This is a genomic window from Streptomyces sp. NPDC004647 (assembly GCF_040609575.1).
Classification (GTDB): domain Bacteria; phylum Actinomycetota; class Actinomycetes; order Streptomycetales; family Streptomycetaceae; genus Streptomyces.
This window is the reverse complement of record NZ_JBEXKU010000073.1, coordinates 1-19,295: the sequence shown is the minus strand read 5'-3', so window position 1 is coordinate 19,295 and position 19,295 is coordinate 1. Positions and strand designations below refer to the sequence as shown.

18 protein-coding genes and 1 pseudogene are annotated in these 19,295 nt (G+C 71.2%); 11 read left to right on the top strand and 8 right to left on the bottom strand.

The window, feature by feature from the left end:
- Nucleotides 1–104: 104 nt before the first annotated feature.
- The 3 genes from ABZW18_RS26835 to ABZW18_RS26825 form a co-directional block, all read right to left on the bottom strand.
- Nucleotides 105–488 carry a very short patch repair endonuclease gene (locus tag ABZW18_RS26835; protein WP_356192041.1) on the bottom strand — a complete coding sequence of 128 codons (384 nt, stop codon included), beginning with the start codon at nucleotides 486–488 and terminating at the stop codon, nucleotides 105–107.
- Nucleotides 489–687: 199 nt separating this feature from the next.
- The gene (locus tag ABZW18_RS26830; RefSeq protein ID WP_356192013.1) at nucleotides 688–1,167 is read right to left on the bottom strand and encodes an OsmC family protein; all 480 of its coding nucleotides are present in this window, start codon (nucleotides 1,165–1,167) and stop codon (nucleotides 688–690) included.
- A gap of 12 nt (nucleotides 1,168–1,179) precedes the next feature.
- On the bottom strand, nucleotides 1,180–2,181 hold the full coding sequence (locus ABZW18_RS26825) for an SEC-C domain-containing protein (RefSeq protein WP_356192011.1): 1,002 nt from the start codon (nucleotides 2,179–2,181) through the stop codon (nucleotides 1,180–1,182).
- Between the two features lie 239 nt (nucleotides 2,182–2,420).
- Between ABZW18_RS26825 and ABZW18_RS26820 the strand changes: the two genes are divergently transcribed.
- The 3 genes from ABZW18_RS26820 (at nucleotide 2,421) to ABZW18_RS26810 (ending at nucleotide 4,598) form a co-directional block, all read left to right on the top strand.
- The gene (locus ABZW18_RS26820) at nucleotides 2,421–3,191 is read left to right on the top strand and encodes a class E sortase (protein WP_356192039.1); all 771 of its coding nucleotides are present in this window, start codon (nucleotides 2,421–2,423) and stop codon (nucleotides 3,189–3,191) included.
- Nucleotides 3,192–3,401: 210 nt separating this feature from the next.
- The gene (locus ABZW18_RS26815) at nucleotides 3,402–3,707 is read left to right on the top strand and encodes a DUF6412 domain-containing protein (RefSeq protein WP_356192008.1); all 306 of its coding nucleotides are present in this window, start codon (nucleotides 3,402–3,404) and stop codon (nucleotides 3,705–3,707) included.
- A gap of 105 nt (nucleotides 3,708–3,812) precedes the next feature.
- Nucleotides 3,813–4,598 (top strand): YidC/Oxa1 family membrane protein insertase, encoded by a 786-nt coding sequence (locus tag ABZW18_RS26810; protein WP_356192006.1) that lies wholly within the window; start codon nucleotides 3,813–3,815, stop codon nucleotides 4,596–4,598.
- A 452-nt stretch (nucleotides 4,599–5,050) separates the two neighbouring features.
- On the opposite strand, the pseudogene ABZW18_RS26805 reads toward ABZW18_RS26810, so the two are convergent.
- Nucleotides 5,051–5,632: pseudogene (locus ABZW18_RS26805) on the bottom strand (helix-turn-helix domain-containing protein); the annotation flags it as partial.
- Between the two features lie 70 nt (nucleotides 5,633–5,702).
- On the opposite strand from ABZW18_RS26805, the gene ABZW18_RS26800 reads away from it, so the two are divergent.
- Both ABZW18_RS26800 and ABZW18_RS26795 read left to right on the top strand, forming a co-directional pair.
- Complete coding sequence (locus ABZW18_RS26800; RefSeq protein WP_356192003.1) at nucleotides 5,703–6,662, top strand: DMT family transporter; 960 nt, start codon at nucleotides 5,703–5,705, stop codon at nucleotides 6,660–6,662.
- 137 nt (nucleotides 6,663–6,799) lie between these two features.
- Nucleotides 6,800–7,657: a fumarylacetoacetate hydrolase family protein gene (locus tag ABZW18_RS26795; protein ID WP_356192001.1), complete on the top strand. Its 858-nt coding sequence runs from the start codon at nucleotides 6,800–6,802 to the stop codon at nucleotides 7,655–7,657.
- A gap of 393 nt (nucleotides 7,658–8,050) precedes the next feature.
- Here the strand turns inward: ABZW18_RS26795 and ABZW18_RS26790 are convergent, their stop codons facing one another.
- Nucleotides 8,051–8,500 carry a heme-degrading domain-containing protein gene (locus ABZW18_RS26790; RefSeq protein ID WP_356192038.1) on the bottom strand — a complete coding sequence of 150 codons (450 nt, stop codon included), beginning with the start codon at nucleotides 8,498–8,500 and terminating at the stop codon, nucleotides 8,051–8,053.
- A gap of 101 nt (nucleotides 8,501–8,601) precedes the next feature.
- Entirely contained in the window at nucleotides 8,602–9,711 is a 1,110-nt protein-coding gene (locus ABZW18_RS26785) for a Gfo/Idh/MocA family oxidoreductase (protein WP_356191999.1), read from the bottom strand.
- Between the two features lie 56 nt (nucleotides 9,712–9,767).
- Here ABZW18_RS26785 and ABZW18_RS26780 point away from each other — a divergent pair, with 56 nt between their 5' ends.
- The 6 genes from ABZW18_RS26780 (at nucleotide 9,768) to ABZW18_RS26755 (ending at nucleotide 16,319) form a co-directional block, all read left to right on the top strand.
- Complete coding sequence (locus ABZW18_RS26780; protein WP_356191996.1) at nucleotides 9,768–11,168, top strand: ROK family transcriptional regulator; 1,401 nt, start codon at nucleotides 9,768–9,770, stop codon at nucleotides 11,166–11,168.
- A gap of 132 nt (nucleotides 11,169–11,300) precedes the next feature.
- Nucleotides 11,301–12,191 (top strand): hypothetical protein, encoded by an 891-nt coding sequence (locus tag ABZW18_RS26775; protein WP_356191994.1) that lies wholly within the window; start codon nucleotides 11,301–11,303, stop codon nucleotides 12,189–12,191.
- A 562-nt stretch (nucleotides 12,192–12,753) separates the two neighbouring features.
- Nucleotides 12,754–13,533: an HAD-IIA family hydrolase gene (locus ABZW18_RS26770; protein ID WP_356191992.1), complete on the top strand. Its 780-nt coding sequence runs from the start codon at nucleotides 12,754–12,756 to the stop codon at nucleotides 13,531–13,533.
- A gap of 86 nt (nucleotides 13,534–13,619) precedes the next feature.
- Nucleotides 13,620–14,405, top strand: coding sequence for a hypothetical protein (locus ABZW18_RS26765; protein WP_356191990.1), 786 nt, complete (start codon nucleotides 13,620–13,622; stop codon nucleotides 14,403–14,405).
- Between the two features lie 14 nt (nucleotides 14,406–14,419).
- Nucleotides 14,420–15,088, top strand: a complete 669-nt coding sequence (locus ABZW18_RS26760; RefSeq protein ID WP_356191988.1) for a class F sortase — start codon at nucleotides 14,420–14,422, stop codon at nucleotides 15,086–15,088.
- Nucleotides 15,089–15,272: 184 nt separating this feature from the next.
- Nucleotides 15,273–16,319 (top strand): glycoside hydrolase family 6 protein, encoded by a 1,047-nt coding sequence (locus ABZW18_RS26755; protein ID WP_356191985.1) that lies wholly within the window; start codon nucleotides 15,273–15,275, stop codon nucleotides 16,317–16,319.
- A gap of 157 nt (nucleotides 16,320–16,476) precedes the next feature.
- Here the strand turns inward: ABZW18_RS26755 and ABZW18_RS26750 are convergent, their stop codons facing one another.
- Both ABZW18_RS26750 and ABZW18_RS26745 read right to left on the bottom strand, forming a co-directional pair.
- The gene (locus ABZW18_RS26750; RefSeq protein WP_356191983.1) at nucleotides 16,477–18,408 is read right to left on the bottom strand and encodes a galactose oxidase-like domain-containing protein; all 1,932 of its coding nucleotides are present in this window, start codon (nucleotides 18,406–18,408) and stop codon (nucleotides 16,477–16,479) included.
- Nucleotides 18,405–19,295, bottom strand: an 891-nt coding sequence (locus ABZW18_RS26745; protein WP_356191981.1) for a glycosyltransferase, incomplete at its 5' end; no start/stop codon positions are given. The genes ABZW18_RS26750 and ABZW18_RS26745, both read right to left, overlap by 4 nt.

The window sequence follows — 19,295 nt, the reverse complement described above, 5'->3', positions numbered from 1 at the left end:
GAGTTGCGCTGCAAGGCTCATATTGAAATTCAGTTCCAGAGATCGAAGAAGATCGTACGACAGAAGTCCTGTGGCCCGGGGGCATGGTGACGGAGACGCAGCGCTCAGTGGCCAGTGCGCGTAGCGGCGACCGCGGCGGCGACTCGGTCCGCCACGACAAGCGGATCCTCGTGCTCCCAGAAGCGGAGTACTGTCCATCCCGCTGTGGTGAGGCTTTCCGTCGTCTCGCGATCGCGGGAGATGTTCCGGTCGAGCTTCTGACGCCACCAGTCGGCGTTGGCCCTGGGGCGAGTGGCGTGCTGAGGACAACCGTGCCAGAAGCAGCCGTCGAGGAAGACGGCGATCTTGGGGCCGGGGAACGCGATGTCGATGGTGCGACGGGGGCGCCCAGGGACCGGGCGATGCAGGCGGTAGCGGTGGCCCGAGGCGTAGAGCAGGCGGCGGACAGCCACCTCGGGGCTGGTGTCCCTGCTGGCCTGGCGGCTCATCCGGGCCGATACGGACGGAGAAGAGGGAATCACGGGCACACGTCCATTGTGGTGCCAGAGGTGGCGCGCCGCCGGCCCTGCCGGGTTGGAACGGGAACGCCCTGGACAGCTGCGGCTAGAGGTAACGAGTAGAGGCGGAGGCGGGAAGCCCACCGTAAGTTCCTGCGGCGGCCCTGGGGGTCCTGGGAGCGCCCGGACGTCAGTCCGTCGGGGCTGCCGTTACCGTCGGCTGGTGGTGGATGGGGAAGTTCACCGAGTTGGCGATGAAGCACTTTTCGTTGGCCGCCTGGTGCAGGTCGATCGCCGTTTCGATCATCTCCGGGGAAGCGACGGTGACGCGTGGGCGTAGGACGACCTCCGTGAAGTGGCCGCCGCCGTCCGGGGTTTCCGCCATCGTGCCCTGTGCGTCGTCCGTGTAGTCCGTGACGACGACGCCGGCCACGGCGCACAGGTGGAGGTACCAGAGCATGTGGCACTGGGACAGCGAGGCGGTGAGGCCCTGTTCCGGGTTCCAGCGGGCGGGGTCGCCGCGGAACGCGGGGTCCGAGCTGCCGGGGATGGGCGGCAGTCCCGGCGCGCTGATCTCGTGGTCGCGCGCGAAGTCGCGGTAGCCGCTTGTGCCCGTGCCGCGGTTGCCCGTCCAGGTGACCGAGACCTCGTAGCGGTGCGTCTTGGGCATGCCGAGCCCCTTCTACGCCGTAGCCGGGTTGCCGTGGCAGTCCTTGTACGGGCGGGTGGAGCCGCACCAGCACGGGGCGTTGCGCGCCGGGGGCCAGGGGGTGGCGCGGCCGCGGGCGGCCAGGGTCGTGGCGTACTCGGGGAGCGAGGCATGGGCGGGGTCGGTCTGTTCCGCGGCGGCGAAGGCCTCGAACGACGGGACCGTGGCGGTGACGATGCCGAAGGACTGGATGCCGCTGGAGGCCAGGTCGCGGAGGGCGGCCTCTATACGGGTCACGTGTTCGGAGTGGGAGGGGTACTCGGAGGCGAGGGAGGGGTAGGCCGCGAGGAGTTCCGCCAGCTCCGCCTCGGGCCAGTAGAGGACCGCCACCGGGAAGGGGCGGGACAGCGCGGCCCGGCGTTCCCCCAACTCGGCGCGGAGGCGGGCGATCTCTGCCTGGAGTTCGGCCGGGTTGTCCGAGCCGAGGGACCACAGACGCTTGGGGTTGTGGAGTTCGTCCAGGGAGATCTCGCCGGGGTGCTGTGTGTCGGCGAGGGCGTCCCACTCGTCGTGGGGGTGGCCGAGCAGGCGCCGGACCCGGTGGCGGCCGGCCAGCAGGAGGCCCGCTTCGTACGGGACCTCATCGCCGTCCATCAAGAGGGTGGCGCCTGCCGTGAAGCAGTCGTGGGCCGCTTCGAGTTCGTCGTGGGATTCCAGGGCCTCGGCGATGATCTCCCACGGCGCGGCGTCCCGTGGGGCGGCGGCGCGGATGCCCTCGATGATGGCGCGCGCCTCGGCCTCGTGACCGTACTCCCACAGGTTCGATGCCTTGAGGGCTTTGACCAGGAGGGGGTTCCTGGGTCCGTCGGCGAGGATGCGGTCATAGAGGGCAGAGGCCCGGGGGCGTTCGCCGGCCAGCTCCCGGTGGGCCGCGGCCTGGAGGAGCAGCAGCTCGCTGTCCTCGGAGTGCTGTACCGCGATGCGCTCCAGGCGCTCGGCTTCGGACGCGTGATGGGCGGGGGTGTCGGAGGGCATGCTGCACACGGTACTGCCGTACCTGGGTGGTGGTGCCAGTCGGTTTGGCCCGCTCAGACCATGTCCTGCCCTGGTGGGTTGAGGGGGGAGCGCTTATCGTGCGGGCCCGACGGAGGGAGGGCCCGGTGCGGGAGCGGGTGCCGGTGGTCGTGCAGGGGCAGCGGGTTTCGTGGGGGAGACAGCTTTCGCGGCGGAGGCAGCGGGCTTCGCGGCCGGGGCATGGGGCATCGCGGCGCGAGCTGGTCGCGCGAGGGCTGTGGGGGACGGCCGAGGCCGCGGTGACCGTGGGGCTCGTCCTGCTGCTGCTCGTCGTACATCAAGTGTGGTGGACCAGTCGGCAGGCCCGGGAAGGGGCCGAGCGGAAGGTTCAGGCGCTGGAGCGGGAGTGGGCCGGGGAGCCCGGCGGGCCCGGCGAGCCCGATGCCCGCGGCCCCGGTGCCGGGAAGGCGCCCACGGAGAGCGGAGGCGGAGGCGGGGGCGCGGGCTCCTCGGGGCAGGCCGGGCCGTCGGGCCGGCGGGCCGCCGCACAGCCGCGGGCCCCGCGCTGGGACCAGGCCTACGCCGTGCTGCGGATTCCGCGGATCGGAGTCACCGCGCCCGTCGCGCAGGGGGTCGGCGAGAGCGCCGTGCTGAACCGGGGGTACGTCGGCCACTATCCGCGGACCGCGCAGCCCGGGCGGGCCGGGAACGTCGCGCTCGCCGGGCACCGGAACACCCATGGCGAGCCGTTCCGGTACATCAATCGGTTACGGCCGGGCGATGAGCTGCGGATCGACACGGCGGAGGGAAGGTTCACGTACCGGGTCGCGAAGATCCTGCCGCAGACCTCCGCCCGCGACTCGACCGTGATCGACAGGGTGCCGCGCAGCTCCGTGAAGCCGGCGTACGGGTTCAGCGAGCCGGGCTACTACGTCACGCTCACCACCTGCACCCCCGAGTACACCTCCAAGTACCGGCTCGTCGTCTGGGGGCGGCTCGAGGCCGTCGCGGTCCGCGGCGGGGGGCGATAAGACGCGGGCCGTTACGACGCGGGCGGCCCTGCGACGCGGCGGCCGTTACGACTGGTGCCGCGGTTCGCCGATTCGCGCTCGGACGATCCGCGCTCGGACGAGGAGGTTCTGGCGGAGGGAGCCCTTCCTGGTCCGGTTGTCGGTGCCGCCGGTTAGGATCGCGGACAGACGCATACGGGGATCGAATATGTGGGAGGAGGGGAGCCCCGAATGAGCCGGACCGTCGCCGTGTCGCGCATGTACCTCGGCAGCCTCCTCTTCCTCCTCGCCGGTGTCCTCCTTGCCGAGAGCGGTCTTGCCACGGCGCTCACCGCGGCGGCCACGACGACCGCGCTCATGCTGCTCTGCCGCGGCTTTCTCCGCGCGGCCCACGCTCCGGCAGTGCCCCGCGGCCGAATACGCACCGCGATACGGGACCGGGAGCGCCGTACGGCCTTTCTGCCGCAGCGGGATCCCGATGCCTCCGGCCGCCCGCGGCCCCGAGCGCCCGGCCGTCACCTCCTGACGGCCGCGTAGGTGCTCACCGTGCTCCCCCTGCTCTCCAGCAGCTCGTAGCGCCCGCGCGGCTCGTCACGCCGAATCCTCATTCCGGCACGACGAGACCCCGTGGAGGGCTCAACCATGTCCGTTTTCGCATCCCTCGGTGCGCTGCTCACCCAGATCGCAGACGCGCTCGACCCGTTCTTCGGCGCCTCGGCGACGGCCGCCGCGATCGTCCTGTTCACCCTGTGTGTGCGGCTCGTACTCCATCCGCTCGCACGGGCGGCAGCGCGCGGGGAGAAGGCGCGGGCCGCGCTCGCGCCGCGGATGGCAGAGCTGAGGCGTAAGCACAAGAACAACCCGGAGCGTCTCCAGCGTGCGATGAGCGAGCTGTATGCCGAGTCGGGCTCCTCGCCGCTGGCCGGGTGTCTGCCGATGCTGCTCCAACTTCCCGTGTTCTTCGTGATGTACCACCTCTTCACCCGCAGCGGCGGCGGTCTGCTCGACCATGAGCTGCTCGGGGCGCCGCTCGGCGGGCGCTGGGCGGACGCGCTCGGCGACGGAGGAGTCTTCGGGGCGCACGGTCTGGTGTACGTCGGGCTGTTCGCCGCGATCGCCGCCGTGGCCGGCTGGACCTACGTCCGGGCACGGAGGGCCGCGGCCTCAGCTCCGGCAGCCACCGCCCCGCAGGAAGCGGCAGTGCCCGGTATGCCGAACATGGCCGGGATGGCCAAGGTGCTGCCGTTGCTGTCCTTCGGCACGCTCATCACCGCCGCCGTCGTACCGCTCGCCGCCGGGCTGTATCTGGCCACCACCACCGCCTGGACCGCGGCCGAGCGGGCTTGGCTCCACCGTGACCGTGACCGGGACCGGGACCGCGACGGCGCGACACCGGCCGCCGCGGCCCTGGCCCGGGGCAAGGCTTGAGGGACGGATACCGGCGCGTCGAACCGACGCCCGCCACGCTTCCGTAGACGGACAGGCCGACGGGCTACCGGCCTGAGGCGCGGGCGAGCCGCTTGATGCGGCGGCTCGACGCCCCAACTGACCGCGTGCGCACGCATCCTGGGTCCGCCGATCGGTGGACCCAGGTTCAAACCGGCTGGATGCTGTCATGAACTGCCGCTGAGCGACCAGGCCTTCGGGGCCTGGGCGAACCTCCTGTGCGCGTTGCTCGGTGGAGTGCCCTGCATCCGTGGCGCGCCGAACGGGAGCCGTGTCGGTCGCTCTCGAGCCGGGGGGCCGCTCAACCGGCCGTCTCAGGCCTGGTCCTGGCCCTGCTCCTGGCCCTGCTCCTGTTCGCGGCTGTCGGCGGTGGTGCCCGCGGCATCGGCATCGGCGTCGGCGTCGGCGTCGACTCCGGCATCGACGCCGGCATCGGCAGCAAGGACGTACCGCGCCTGCCGCCGGGCATGGCCCAGGGCGTCCTCGAAGATGTTCAAGCCGTCCGCCACAAGTGCTCCTTCGTGGAGCAGCATGAGCGCCTTGCCCAGCCGGCCGGCCCGCTTCGGAGCGATCCCCCGGGCGAGGTCGGTGAACAGCGCGAGCATCCACTTCTTCTGCCCGGTGATGATCGCGTACGCCGGATCGGACGGGTCGCTGATCTCGGCATGGGCGTTGACCATGCTGCACCCCCTGGGGCTGTTCTCCGCCATCCACGCCTTCGAGGCCTCGAAGACCGCCAGGACGCGCTCTTCGGGCGCCGCCGGTGCAGCGGCGAGACGCTCGGCGAGGAAGGCCCGCCAGCGTTCGTCGCGGTCTGCGAGGTACTCCACGACGATCTGGCTCTTGGAGCCGAACCGGTCGTAGAGCGTCTTCTTCGTCACCCCCGCCTCGGCGGCGATCAGATCCACCCCGACCGCGTGGATCCCGCGCTCGTAGAACAGCTGCGCAGCGGCCTTCAGTACGCGCAGCGCGCCAGGGGTCATGGTGATCCGCTCAGGCGTCGTCGTAGTGCCCATATCCCAAGACTATACCGATCTGTATAGTGGGCGGAATGAGTATACCGATCTGTCTACCAGGCGGTGCGGCGTGAAGCTCTTGCTCTCGGTCGCGTTCGTCCTCTGCTGGAGCTCCGGTTTCATCGGGGCCAAGCTCGGCGCGGGAAGCGCGAGCGCGGTCACCGTCCTGATGTGGCGGTTCCTGCCGCTGGCCGTCGTTCTGGCCGTTGTCGCCCTCGCCCTCGACGGTGCGTCGTGGCGAGGTCTCACCGCGCGGAACGTCCTACGGCAGACAGCCATCGGCGCGCTGTCGCAGAGCGGCTATCTCCTCACCGTCTACTACGCGATCCAACTCGGCGTCTCCAGCGGAACCACGGCCCTGATCGACGGCATCCAGCCCCTCGTCGCGGGCGCACTCGCCGGACCGCTGCTGCGCCAGTACGTCTCGGGCAGGCAGTGGCTCGGCCTGTGCCTCGGGGTGGCCGGCGTCGCCCTCGTCACCACGGCCGACGCCACGGCCGCGGCGGGTGGCGGCGTGCCCCGGTGGGCCTACCTCGTACCGTTCCTCGGGATGCTGTCGCTGGTTGCGGCCACCTTCCTGGAAAGCCGCTCCCGCACGCAGGTGAGCCCCCTGGTGTCGATGACGATCCACTGCGCCACCAGTGCTGTCATCTTCACCGGCCTTGCCGTGGCCACCGGCGCCGCGGCGCCGCCTGCCGAGCTGTCGTTCTGGGGCGCGATCGTCTGGCTCGTGGCCCTCTCCACCTTCGGCGGGTACGGGCTGTACTGGCTCGTGCTGCGACGCTCCGGGGTGACCGAGGTCAATACGCTCATGTTCCTGATGGCACCGGTCACAGCCGTATGGGGCGCCCTCATGTTCGGCGAGCCGTTCGGCTTGCAGACCGCCGCCGGCCTGGCCGTCGGCCTCGCGGCTGTCGTCATCGTCCACCGCGCTGCCACCTCCGCCGTCCGGCCGCGCGACCTGCCCACCGAGAACCCGGAAGAGCACCTGGCACCGACGTCCGGGCCGGGAGCCCGTACGTCCACGTGACGGTCCAGTACGTGAACGGGGTCTTGCGGACTGGAACAACGCCTTGGAGGATCGGCCAAGTCCTTGACCGATGGCCGTCCTCCATCGGCCGGCCAGTCAGGGCGGCAGGCCCGCCCCTCGACCCGGGGAGTGCGACCGTGAAGCTGCTGCGTGTCGGAACGGTGGGGGCGGAACGCCCGGCGCTGCTGGACGAGGACGGGGTCCTGCGGGACCTCTCCGGCATGGTGCCGGACATCGACGGGGTGCTGCTCTCCGACGAGGACGCACTCGATCGCGTACGGGCCGTCGCCGCGGCCGAGGCGCTGCCCGTGCTCGAGAGCGCCGGACTGCGGATCGGGCCGCCGGTGGGCCGGATCGGCAAGATCGTGTGCATCGGGCTGAACTACCACGACCACGCGACCGAGACCGGAGCGGCGATCCCCGAGGAGCCGATCGTCTTCATGAAGGCCCCGGACACGGTGGTCGGTCCGGACGACGCGGTGCTCGTGCCGCGCGGCAGCGTGAAGACCGACTGGGAGGTCGAGCTCGCCATCGTCATCGGGCGTACGGCGCGCTATCTGGAGTCGGCCGAGGCGGCCCTCGGGTACGTGGCCGGGTACGCGGTCGCGCACGACGTATCGGAGCGGGAGTTCCAGATCGAGCGCGGCGGACAGTGGGACAAGGGCAAGAACTGCGAGACGTTCAACCCGCTCGGCCCCTGGCTGGTGACCGCCGACGAGGTGCCGGATCCACAGGACCTCCGGCTGCGGCTCAGCGTGAACGGCGAGATCAAGCAGGACGGCACGACCGCCGACCAGATCTTCCCCGTCGGTGAAGTGGTGCGGTACCTCAGCCAGTTCATGACCTTGTACCCGGGCGACGTCATCAACACCGGTACGCCGGCGGGCGTGGCGCTGGGGCACCCCGAGCCGAAGCCGTATCTGCGGGCCGGGGATGTGGTCGAGCTGGAGATCGACGGACTGGGCCGCCAACGGCAGGAACTGAAGGACGCGTAACCCCCGCCCGCCGCCCGGGGCAGCGAGTCTCGCCCGCCGCCCGGTGCGGTGAGTCCCGCTTGCCGACTCCGGTGCGCGGATCCCGCTTCGCCCACCGGACGCCGGCACAGAGGCTCCCGCCCGGCCGCCCGTTCCGGTACCGCAAGCGCTACCCGCCACCCCGGCGCAGTGAATCCCGCCGCCGACGCCCCGTAGAGCAAAGGACGCCCCCGTAGAGCAAAGAAGGAGGCGGGCCCGCAGGCCCGCCTCCCTACCCCTCACACTCACTTACGCGGACCGGCACCACGCCGTTCAGCCCGCACCGGTGAACTTCCGTTCAAGGAGCCCGGCTTCGGCAGCCGCCGGCCCGAGGGAGACCCCCGGAGCGAGCGCAGCCGGGTCGAGAAGGCCCGGTCAGGCCGACATGAAGCGCTCCAGCGCCTCGACGACCAGTGCGTGGTCCTCGTCCTGCGGCAGCCCCGAGACCGTGACCGTGCCGACGATGCCCGCGCCCTCGACCAGGATCGGGAACGATCCGCCGTGCGCCGCGAACCGGTCCGGGTCCAGCCGCGAGGACGCCTCGAAGGTCGTCCCCTTGGCGCGGAAGCGTGCACCGACCAGATACGAGCTCTCGGCGTATCGCTCGACGACCCGCCGTTTGCGGTCCACCCACGCGTCGTTGTCCGCCGAGCTGCGCGGCAGCGCGTAATGGAAGGCCTGCTGCGCCCCGCGGCGGATGTCGACGACGAGGGGGGCCTCGCGCAGCCGGGCGAGCTCCACCAGGAGCGAGCCGAGGTGCCAGGCGTCCTCGTGGGTGAAGGAGCGCAGCACCAGGCGGCGTTCCTGGGCCTCGAGGTCCGGGATGAGCGCCTCGGCGGCTGCCGCGGGATCGGTTGCGGACGCCGGTGCGGACGCCGGTGCGGGCGTGGCTGCGGGGGTCAGGCCTTCCCGGCCTTCCGGGGCCGTCACGCGCCCGCTCCGATCGTGACCGTACGGCCCTCGCGCGCCGAGGCGCGCGCGGCTTCCAGGACGTCCAGGGCCGCCGCGGCCTCCTGCGCCGTCACGGGCGGCGGTGTCCCGTCACGCAGCGCGGCGGCGATGGCCGCGTAGTACGCCGGGTAGTCGCCGGGGAGCGTACGGACCGGGGTGCCGCCGCCGGTCAGCGGCGATTCGCCCGCGCCCAACCGGCCCCACAGTGACTCGGGTTCCTGGCCCCAGTCCGGGGAGGTGCCGGGGAGCAGACCGTCCCGGAGGGCGGTCTCCTGCGGGTCCAGCCCGTACTTGACATAGCCCGCGACACTGCCCAGGACTCGGAAGCGCGGGCCGAGTTGGGCGGTGGTGGCGCTCATCCACAGATGGGAGCGGACGCCGTTCGCGTGGGTGACCGCGATGAAGGTGTCGTCGTCGGCCTCCGCACCCGGACGGCGGGTGTCCGACTCGGCGTAGACCCGTACGGCCGGGCCGAAGAGGACCAGCGCCTGGTCGACGACGTGGCTGCCCAGGTCGTAGAGGAGACCGCCGATCTCAGCCGGGTCGCCGGACTCGCGCCAGCCGCCCTTGAGCTGCGGCCGCCACCGCTCGAAGCGCGATTCGAAGCGCTGGACCTCGCCCAGCTCACCGTCGGCGATCAGTTTGCCGAGGGTGCGGAAGTCGTTGTCCCAGCGGCGGTTCTGGAAGACGGACAGCAGCAGACCGCGGTCGTCGGCGAGGGCCGCCAGCTCGCGCGCCTCGGCGGCGGTGGCGGCGATCGGCTTGTCCACGACCACCGGGAGCCCCGCCTTCAGCGCCTCGGTGGCGAGCGGTACGTGGGTGCGGTTGGGGGAGGCGATGACGATCAGGTCGAGCTCGTCGGCGCGGTCCCACAGCTCGTCGGGCGAGGCCGCGCACCGTACGCCGGGGTGTTCGGCGCGGGCCCGGGCCTGTCGCTCGTGGTTGGAGGTGACGACCGTGTCGAGGGCCAGACCGCTGGTCGCGGCGATCAGCGGGGCGTGGAAAACGGAGCCCGCGAGGCCGTATCCGACGAGGCCTACGCGGAGGGGGGTGCCGGTGCCCGGCATACCTGTCGTGCCTGTCATGGAGTCCACTTAAGCAACGGTGTTGCCAAACTGCAAGCGCAAGGGAGAATGGTCGGGTGAACAGGGGAATTTCCGGAGCCAACCTGCCCGCGCTGCGCAGCCATAACGCCGCGCTCGTGCTCGATCTGCTGCGCGTGGCGGGGGAGAGCGGCATCAGCCGCCTGGAGCTCGCGGAACGCACCGGGCTCACTCCGCAGGCGGTCAGCAAGATCACGGCGAGGCTGCGTGAGGAGGGCCTGGCGGCGGAGGCGGGACGCCGGGCCTCGACCGGAGGCAAGCCGCGTACGGTGCTGCGGCTGGTACGGCGGGCGCGCAGCGCGGTGGGGCTGCACCTGGACCGGGACGAGCTGACGGCGGTGCTCACCGATCTGACGGGGGAGCCGATCGCGGTGCGGACCGCGCCGTTCGACTTCGGCGCGCGTGCCGCGGACGTACTCGATACGGCGGTTGCGGAAGTGCGGGCACTGCTGCGGGAAGGCGGTCCCGTGATCGGGGTAGGGCTCGCGTGCCCCGGTCCGCTCGATCACCGCGGCGGAGTGCTGGGCCGGGTCACCGGGCTGCCCCACTGGAACGGCTATCCGCTGCGTGACGCGCTCGCCGAGCGGCTCGGGCTGCCGGTCGTCCTCGACAAGGACACCAACGCCGCTGCTCTCGGCCTCGCGCTGCGCGGAGCCGCGACGTCGGTGGAGGGCATCGGACGTACGGCGGGCGTACCGGGCGCGACAGCGGGCGGCACCGGGACCGGGACCGGGACCGGAACCAGCACAGGCGTCGGCACAGGCGTCGGCGCCGGCGTCGGCACGGGATCCGGCGTCGGCGCCAGCACCGGTACGGCCGAGTCGTTCGCGTATCTGCATCTGGGGACCGGGCTCGGTGCCGGGCTGGTGCTCGGTGGCGGCCTGTACCGCGGGGACCGGACCGGAGCCGGGGAGTTCGGGCATCAGGTGGTCCAGCTCGACGGGCCGCCGTGCGAGTGCGGCAACCGCGGCTGCATCGAGGCGCTGTGCCTGGCCGCCGTCGCCCGCGGCGACACCGTGGAGGCGGCGCGCGTCCTCGGCACCGGCGCGGCCAACCTCGTCGGGCTGCTCGACATCGACCGCGTGCTGCTCGGCGGCAGGACGGCCGTCGCGGAGGCGGAGGTGTTCGTACGAGGTGTGGCGACGGTGCTCGCCGAGCGGGCCGCGCGTGACGGTGCGGGCGGCGGGCGTACGGTCCCGGTCGCCCTCGCGCCCCACGGCGAGCGGGCTGTCGCGTACGGGGCCGCGCAGTTGGTCCTCGCCCCGCTGTTCGGCCATGCGGAGCCGATAAGGCCGAGCGGGTCGATGGGCTCGATGGGGCAGATAGGGCCGGTAGAGCCGACGGAGACGATGGAGCCCAGGAGTGCCGGCGCCCAGAGAGCGTCGACGGAGTCGGCCGATCCGATCACGACCCCATCGGATCAGCCGACCATGCGCTGATCGAGGGGGAATCGGGGCCCGGCCTTCGTGGTGCGGCCGCCGGAACGGACTCGCGTGGCAGGGTCCTGCGGGTACCGGTCCGCCCAACCGGCCGGTGCGCAGCCGACCGCCGCGAGCACCCGAAGGTTCCTCATGCGCCTGCGCACAGCCCTCGCCGCCGGAGTCGCCACGGCCGCGATCACACCAGCCCTGATGTTCCTCGGCCTCGCAAGCACAGCGGCAGCCGACCCGTCCACGCCGAACGGACGCCGCCTCGAGCCGTACTGCGGTGACCCCGACAGCGCCGGCTTCCCCATCCGGCCCCGCATCCAGCGCGGGCCGAAGGCCTACCCGCCCGGTGGCGACTGGAAGATCTGGAAGCTCGATCTGCGCAATACGACGCGCACCGCGTGCCGGAGCATCCATCCCGTCATCGTCTTCGTCGACAACGACCGGAAACTCGCAGCGGACCGCATCGGCCTGGAATTCCAGATCCCCGGGGAGGAGCAGTGGCGGCCGGTCACCTTCGAGACCACCGACCGGGACGAGCACATCGGTGTGTTCGAGGCCCGCGGCTTCAAGGGCTTTGTCGTCGAGCCGAGGAAGACAGTCACCCTGAAGGTGCGGATGCGGTTCGCCGGCGGCACGGACGAGGACGGCGCGAAGATCAATGTCGCTACTGTCCAGCGCCGCGACGACGACGGCGACTGGGTGGGCGAGTCCAACGACTACCAATTCGCCATCCGCGACGTCGGGGACGGTGACGGGGACGGCTCCGATGAGCAGCGGGAGCCGGGCAAGGAGGGCCAGGAGCGCAAGGAGGGCAAGGAGGGCAAGGCGGAAGGGTACGAGGGCCGGGAGCCACTCCGCCGGTCCGACGGATCCGGGCTGCAGGAAGACCAGGAGCGGCGGCCCCTGCCCGCCGCCGAGGCCGGAGAGCTCGCACGCACCGGCAGGGACGGGCTCACCTGGCTCCTCGGCGCGGCGGGTCTCTGCGTACTGGGCGGAGTGACCCTCGTCGTCCTGGCCCGCCGCACCCGCTGAGCCCCGCCTCCGCTTGGTTCGGACCCCTCGGGATCCCCGTCCGTAGGGCCCCGCCCTGCCCGGTCGTCCGCCACGGTCCGCCTCGACCGGCGCGCCGCCGGGCCCCAACCAGCCGTCCTCCTACGTGAGATGGCTGAGATGGCCCGGTGACCGCTGTGGTTCGGCGGCCGAAAGCCGCGGGCTGCTGCGTTCATCTGCTGCCGGGGGGACGGCTGCGGTCACCGGGACCGACATCGCTCCCCGCTCCGAGCCCCCTGGCCCGGACTACAGGTCTCGGCGTGGACCCGGCCGGCCCGGCCGGCCCGGCCGACTCGTGACGGCCGTCGCCGTCGTGACAGACGTCGCCGTGTTCCCGGGCCGGCCGTAGGCTCCTGAGCTGCCCGGAACCACCACGCGCGGGCGTCCGCGACCGGCGCGCCGCCAATGAATGGGTGATCGCCGGGGTCAGGGCCCGCGCCACCTGATTAGGCTGGGGCCGTCGGCGCAGCACACCGCGGTGCCGCCGGCGTCCCCGGCCCGCGGCAGCAGGCGGGCAGCACACGGCGTACGGCAGGAGTCCGGCATGGCAGAGCGCAAGCCGATCGAGTCATGGCTCACCGACATGGACGGAGTGCTGATCCACGAGGGCATCCCGATCCCCGGCGCCGACTCCTTCATCAAGCGGCTCCGCGAGTCCGGAAAACCGTTTCTCGTCCTGACGAACAACTCCATCTACACCCCTCGCGATCTGCACGCCAGGCTGAACAGGATGGGCCTGGATGTGCCCGTCGAGAACATCTGGACGTCGGCGCTGGCCACCGCGCAGTTCCTCGACGAGCAGCGGCCGGAGGGCAACGCGTATGTCATCGGCGAGGCGGGCCTCACCACCGCCATGCACGACATCGGCTACGTCCTCACCGATGTCGAGCCGGACTATGTCGTACTCGGCGAGACCCGCACGTACAGTTTCGAGGCGCTGACCAAGGCGATCCGGCTGATCAATGCGGGCGCCCGCTTCATCGCCACCAACCCGGACGAGACCGGCCCGTCCGCGGAGGGCGCGCTGCCCGCCACCGGCTCGGTCGCGGCGCTGATCACCAAGGCGACCGGGCAGGATCCGTACTTCGTCGGCAAGCCGAACCCGCTGATGATGCGGGCGGGGCTCAACAAGATCGGGGCGCACTCCGAGACCAGCGCCATGATCGGCGACCGGATGGACACCGATGTGCTGGCGGGACTGGAGGCCGGAATGGAGACCTTCCTCGTGCTCACCGGGGTGACCAAGCCGCACGAGGTCGACCGGTTCCCCTTCCGGCCGTCCACCGTGGCGGACTCCATCGCGGACCTCGTCGAACGCGTTTAGTGTCACCGGACGGAGTAGTGAGGTGACGCTCCGGATGCGGGCGGCCGGGGCGCGCGCGAACCTTCTGACGTAAGAGGAGGTTCACGATGGGCTCTCTACGGCGTACCCAGCTTTCCCGCCTTTCCCGCCTTTCCCGCCTTTCCCGCCGCGCGGCCGTGGCGATCGCCGCCGCTGCCCTCTGCTCGGCGACCGCCCTTCCCGCCTACGCGGACGAATTCGGCCCGGGCGATGACGTCCCCGGCTCGGTGGAGGAATCGGCGCCCGGCACACCGGCGGGCTCCGCCGCCCCCTCCGCACCGTCGTCGGCCCCGTCCTCGCCGTCATCCCTCGACGCCGACTCCGGCACCGGGTCCGACTCCGGCTCCGACTCCGGTTCCGACGCGGGCCTCGAATCCGAGTCCGGCCTCGACAGCCCGGGGGAGGACCCCCTCAGCAACCTCTCGTCCGGCTCGATCAAGGTCACACCCTCTGCGGCCGCGGCGGGCGCCGAGGTGGAGGTCCTCGTCAAGGGCTGCAAGGGCACGAAGAAGGTCTCGGCCCGGTCCGAGGTGTTCGTCGCGGACGCCCAGCTCGCGCCGCACAGCGACGGTGCCCTCTTCGCCGAGGCGAAGATCAGGAGCGGCACGTCCCCCGGCAAGTACAAGATCAAGTGTGACTGCGGTGTCGAGGGCACGCTCACCGTCATCGCCGGTCCCGGTATCCCGACCGCGCCCGTACGGGCCGGAGGTGGCGGCACCGCGGCCCTCACCACGCAACACGACGGCCCCGGCATGGTGCACCTGATGGTCGCGGGCGGTCTCGCCGGCGGCGCCGGGCTGGCCTTCGCCGCTATCGCCCTGCATCGCCGCCGGGCCGGCTCGGCGGGCGGCTGAGGCGGCGGGCCGCCGTGTCCGACCACCGGTGCATCTGCAACGGGGCGGGGCGGCTGCTCGCCGGGGTCACCTGGGCGGTCGTACTCCTCGGGCTGTGGCTGTGGGGAGCCCGGATCACCGACGGCCATGGAATCGCCGCGCCCGCGACCGGCGACGTGGCCGCGGTGGGCCGCCCGGCCGGCACCCGGCTGCCGCCCGCCCACGGGCCGCTGCCCGCCGCCCGGCCGGAGCGGGTCGAACTGGGCTCGGTGGGCGTACGGGCGCAGGTCGTCGAGCGCGGTCTGGACGAGCGTGGCGGCGTCGACCCCCCGCCGGTCGCCAGCCCTCACCTCGTCGGCTGGTACGGCGGCGGCCCCGAGCCGGGCACGGCCGGCGCCGCGCTCCTCGTGGGCCATCTCGACACCGATTCCGCGCCCGCGGTCTTCTACCGGCTGAGCCGGGTCAAGCCGGGCGAGCGCGTACGGGTAGTCAGGGACGACCGCTCCGTCGCCGAATTCACGGTGGAGGCGGTCGAGGTCTTCACCAAGGACCGCTTCGACCCGAAGCGGGTGTACGGCCCGCGCAAGCAGGACCGGGCGGAGCTGCGGCTGATCACCTGCGGGGGCAGCTACGACGCGGAGCGCCACGCCTACACCGCAAATGTCGTGGTCTCGGCGTATCTGACGGGGGTGCGGCCAAGCTGACGGGTCGGCTTCCGGGCCGGTGAACGGCGTGCGGGCAGGGCGGAGTCGGGGGCTGTAACAGCTACTCGACGAACATCGGCCGGTCTCGTGAGTCGCCGGAACGGTGTGTCAGGATGAATCGACCGGTCTTGTCCCGCAGGGGGTCCGGGGGTGTGCCCCGGAAAGTGCAGCCAAGGGGGAGTGGATGTACGGCAGTTACACCGGCCGCGGGTTCGGGGGGGCCGGGGCTGCAGGCACCCGGCTGAAGTCAGGAGTGGCGGCGGTGGGGGCGCTGCTCGCGCTGTCGGGCTGCTTCTCCTCGCCCGACGCCGACGACGACGCGCGGAGCGGCTCCCAGCAGCCCAAGTCCCGTGCTCCGTACTGGGTGAACCCGGACGGGAACGCGGCCAAGCAGGCCTCGGCCTACCGCAAGAAGGGGCGCGACGAGGACGCGAAGCTGATCGAGAGGATCTCCCGGCAGCCGGTCGCGGAGTGGATCGGGGTCGAGGACCCGGAGGGGCAGGCGCGCGGTTTCACCGAGGCCGCCGCGAAGGCAGACCGCGACGCGCTGCTGGTGCTCTACAACATCCCGCACCGCGACTGCGGCCAGTACTCCAAGGGCGGGGCCGCGGACGGCGATGCGTACCGCGACTGGCTGGGCAAGGTGGTCAAGGGCATCGGGGACCGCAGGACCACGGTCGTCCTGGAGCCGGACGCCCTGCCGCACGTCGAGGACGGCTGCACCCCGGAGAAGTTCCACGAGGAGCGGTTCGCGCTGCTGACCGAAGCCGTGGACACGTTGGGGTCGCTGCCGCGGACCAAGGTGTATCTGGACGCGGGCAATCCGCACTGGATCACCGATCCCGGCCGCATGGTCGAACCGCTGAAGCGGGCGGGCATCGACAAGGCCGACGGCTTCGCGCTCAACACCTCCAACTACCAGACGACCGCGGAGAACACGGCGTACGGAAAGAAGCTGTCGGGCAAGGTCGGCGGCAAGCCCTTCGTGATCGACACCAGCCGGAACGGGAACGGCCCGGCGCCCGGGAAGGAAGACCCGGAGGCCTGGTGCAACCCGAAGGGCCGGGCGCTCGGCGAGCCACCGACGACGAAGACCGGTGACGAGCTGGTCGACGCGTACCTCTGGATCAAGCGGCCGGGGGAGTCGGACGGCGACTGCAAGGGCGGTCCGACGGCCGGGCGCTGGTGGCCCAAGTACGCCCTGGAGCTGGCCCGCAACGCGAAGAGCTAGCGCGTACGGCCCTTGCCCCCGGCCCGGGTGTCCCGGGCCGGGGGCAGTGGAGTCCCGGGCGGTGGGGGTCCGGGAAGCGGGCCGGGGCCTCCTGACTCCGGACCCCGGCCCCGCCCCCCTCACGTCTCGTCCTGGGAGGGGGCGGCAACCCGCGAACCTACGGGACCTCGACCCAGACGCCCTTGGACGGCGTTCCCTGGTCGTCCGTCACGAACAGCATGTACCAGCCGGACGGGACCAGCGAGCGGTCCTTGGGCACGGTGACGGCAATGCCGTCACCGGTCTTCTTCACGTCCAGCGCGATCGAGCGCTGGTCGACGTCGGTCACGTGGGTCACGGCACTGGGGCGCATCAGCCGGGCGCTCTTGATGCTTGACGCGTGTTCGGTCCTGAACTTCGCCGTGTCGCCCCGCTCGACCGAGTCCGGGCCGGATACGAGCTTCGGCCGCGCATCCCGGTAGAGATACGGCGGGGTGTAGATCTCGATGCGCTTCTCGAAGACGCCGGGCTTGGTGTTGGCGTCGTCGGAATAGAGCGAGTCGGAGCCGAAGATCATGACCCGGCCGTCCGGCAGCAGCAGGGTGCCGGAGTGGTAGTTACGCCCCACGGTCGGGTCCGCGACCTGGCGGAAGGTGCCCGCCCTGGTGTCGTAGATCTGCGCCTTGAGGATGTTGCTGCCGCTGCGGCCGCGGTAGTCGGCGGAGCCTCCGGACACGAAGACGGAGTCGTCGGGGAGGATCGAACCGCCGGGGTAGCGGGTGCCCTCGGTGAGGGGCGCGCCGTTCTTGAAGCGCGGGTTGTTCGCGGTGAGGTCGACCAGGCGGGTCTTCTCGCTGGACTTCTCCGACTCGCCGACCCCGCCGCCCCCGATCACCATGAACTTCTGCTCCTGGGCGGGCGGCAGCATCACGGACATCGAGGTTTCGAGGATGTTCGGATCGCTCATGCCCGGGACGACATCGAAGTCGTTGGTCTCCACATCCCAGATGCCGGGCTTGCGGCCCTTGTTCGCGGGGCCGTAACCGGCGTTGGAGCCGGTGTAGAAGATCTTGCCGCCCTGGGTGAGGAAGAGCGCCGGGTAGGTCGGGAAGAAGCGCCGCTTGGGCAGGTAGGTCCACTTCTTGGTCTCGGGGTCGTAGACCTCGTTCTTGCCCGGGACGACCTGGCCGATCTCGTCGAGGCCGGAGACGGAGAGGACCTTGCCGTCCTCCAGGGTGGTGAGCGTCGGGTACCAGCGGGCCTCGTGCATCGGGTCGACCGTGATGTAGCGCTCGGCCACCGGGTCGAACTCGTATGCCTCCTTGATGCCCTGGAAGTCCTTCTTGTCGAAGGAGAGCTTGTTGGCGATGCCGTAGAAGTTCTTGGCGTCGGCGCCCTTCAGCCCCTGGATCCGGTAGTTCTCGGTGTCACCGGTGGAGTACTGCTTGCCCTTCCGGCGGGCTTCGACGTAGACCCGAGCCTCGCTGGCGCTGACGGTCGCCGCGCCGGTCACCGGGTCGACCTTCTTCTTCGCCCGCGGGACGAGGAGGTTGTCCTTGGACTGGAACGTCTTGCCGCTGGTCTTGCCGGTGAAGAGCGTGCCCGCGGGGAGCGTCTTGGGCTTGTCCGGGTCCTCGTTCTTGACGATCATCAGGCCGCCGGCCTTGTCGACGTCGCCCTGGAGCTTCTCGTAGCGCTGGGTGCCGCCCGCCACCAGCAGCTTGCCGTCCGGGAGTTGGGTGTGTCCCGCGCAGAACATGTCCTTGGGCGTCGGAATGTTCTTGTAGGTGTTCTTCTCCGGGTCCCAGAGGACCGTGCGGAAGGTCTTGGAGGCGAACATCTTGGCGTTGTTGCCCGAGCCGGCGATCAGCAGCACTTTGCCGGTGTGCAGCAGGGCCGCGTGGATCGTGTTGATCTGGTAGTCGTCCGGGACGTCCAGCATGTCCCAGTGGCCGTTCTCCGCCTTGTACTCCGGCTGGTTGATCTTGTAGGCGTGGTACTTCTCCGAGCTGAAGCGGTACAGAGCAGGGCCGTTCATGCCGGCCAGCACGAGCACCGCCGTCGCACCTATCGCTATGCGGCGGGTGCGACGGCTTGGACGGTACTTCATGTGTTACGTCCCCCAAGGGCGATCTGCATGGTCTGGTCGTTGGCTGCCCGGCCGGGCGGCTGTGGGTCTCCGGCGGGTGCGTGTCCGCCGGCGCCGGGGCCGCCCGAGCCGCCCGCGCTGCCCGAGTCACCGGAGTCGCTGGAGCCGCCTGAGCGGCCAGGGCCGGGCGGGGAGCCGTTGCCGTGCCGTGCCTTCTTCTTCCGCTTCGCCTGGCGGGTGGTCCACGCCCAGGCGAAGATCGGCGAGGCGGTGATGGCCAGCGCGAGCGTGGCCCAGACGATCATCGCCGGGTGGCTGTGGCCGAAGACGAAGGACGCGGCGAGCGAGCCGCCGAAGACCAGCAGGAAGAACAGGTGGATGCGGAAGGTCCCGAAGAGGGTGTCGGGGCTGGACGAGTCGCCCTTCGGGGTCACCACGAACTTGCTCTTGCGGCGCAGCACCGCGTCGAACAGCGAGCGGGCGTAGATGGGGGCGGACAGCGCGGACATCACCATGCCCGCGACTCCGCCGGAGCCCTCGGGTTCGTGCGGGGAGACGTTGTGCCGCCGGTTCCAGACGTAGAGGCCGATCTGCAGGGCGGAGGCGTTACCGTACAGCATCATCCACATCGTCGGGTCGATCTGGATGCCGGAGGCGCCGAAGCCGAGGAACAGCGTGCAACTCAGGGCCGCGAGAATCCAGTTGAGCGCCGAGATGGGATAGAAGATCACCATCAGCGTGTAGTTGAACAGCTTTCCGAACGGCAGCGTGAAGGGTGCCTTCCAGAACTGTTTGAGGATGGTCTCGTAGGTCCCGCGCGACCAGCGGAGTTGCTGGGTGAAGAAGTCGGTCCAGGCGGTGGGGCCTTCGCCGACGGCGAGGACGTCGGGGGTGTAGACCGAGCGCCA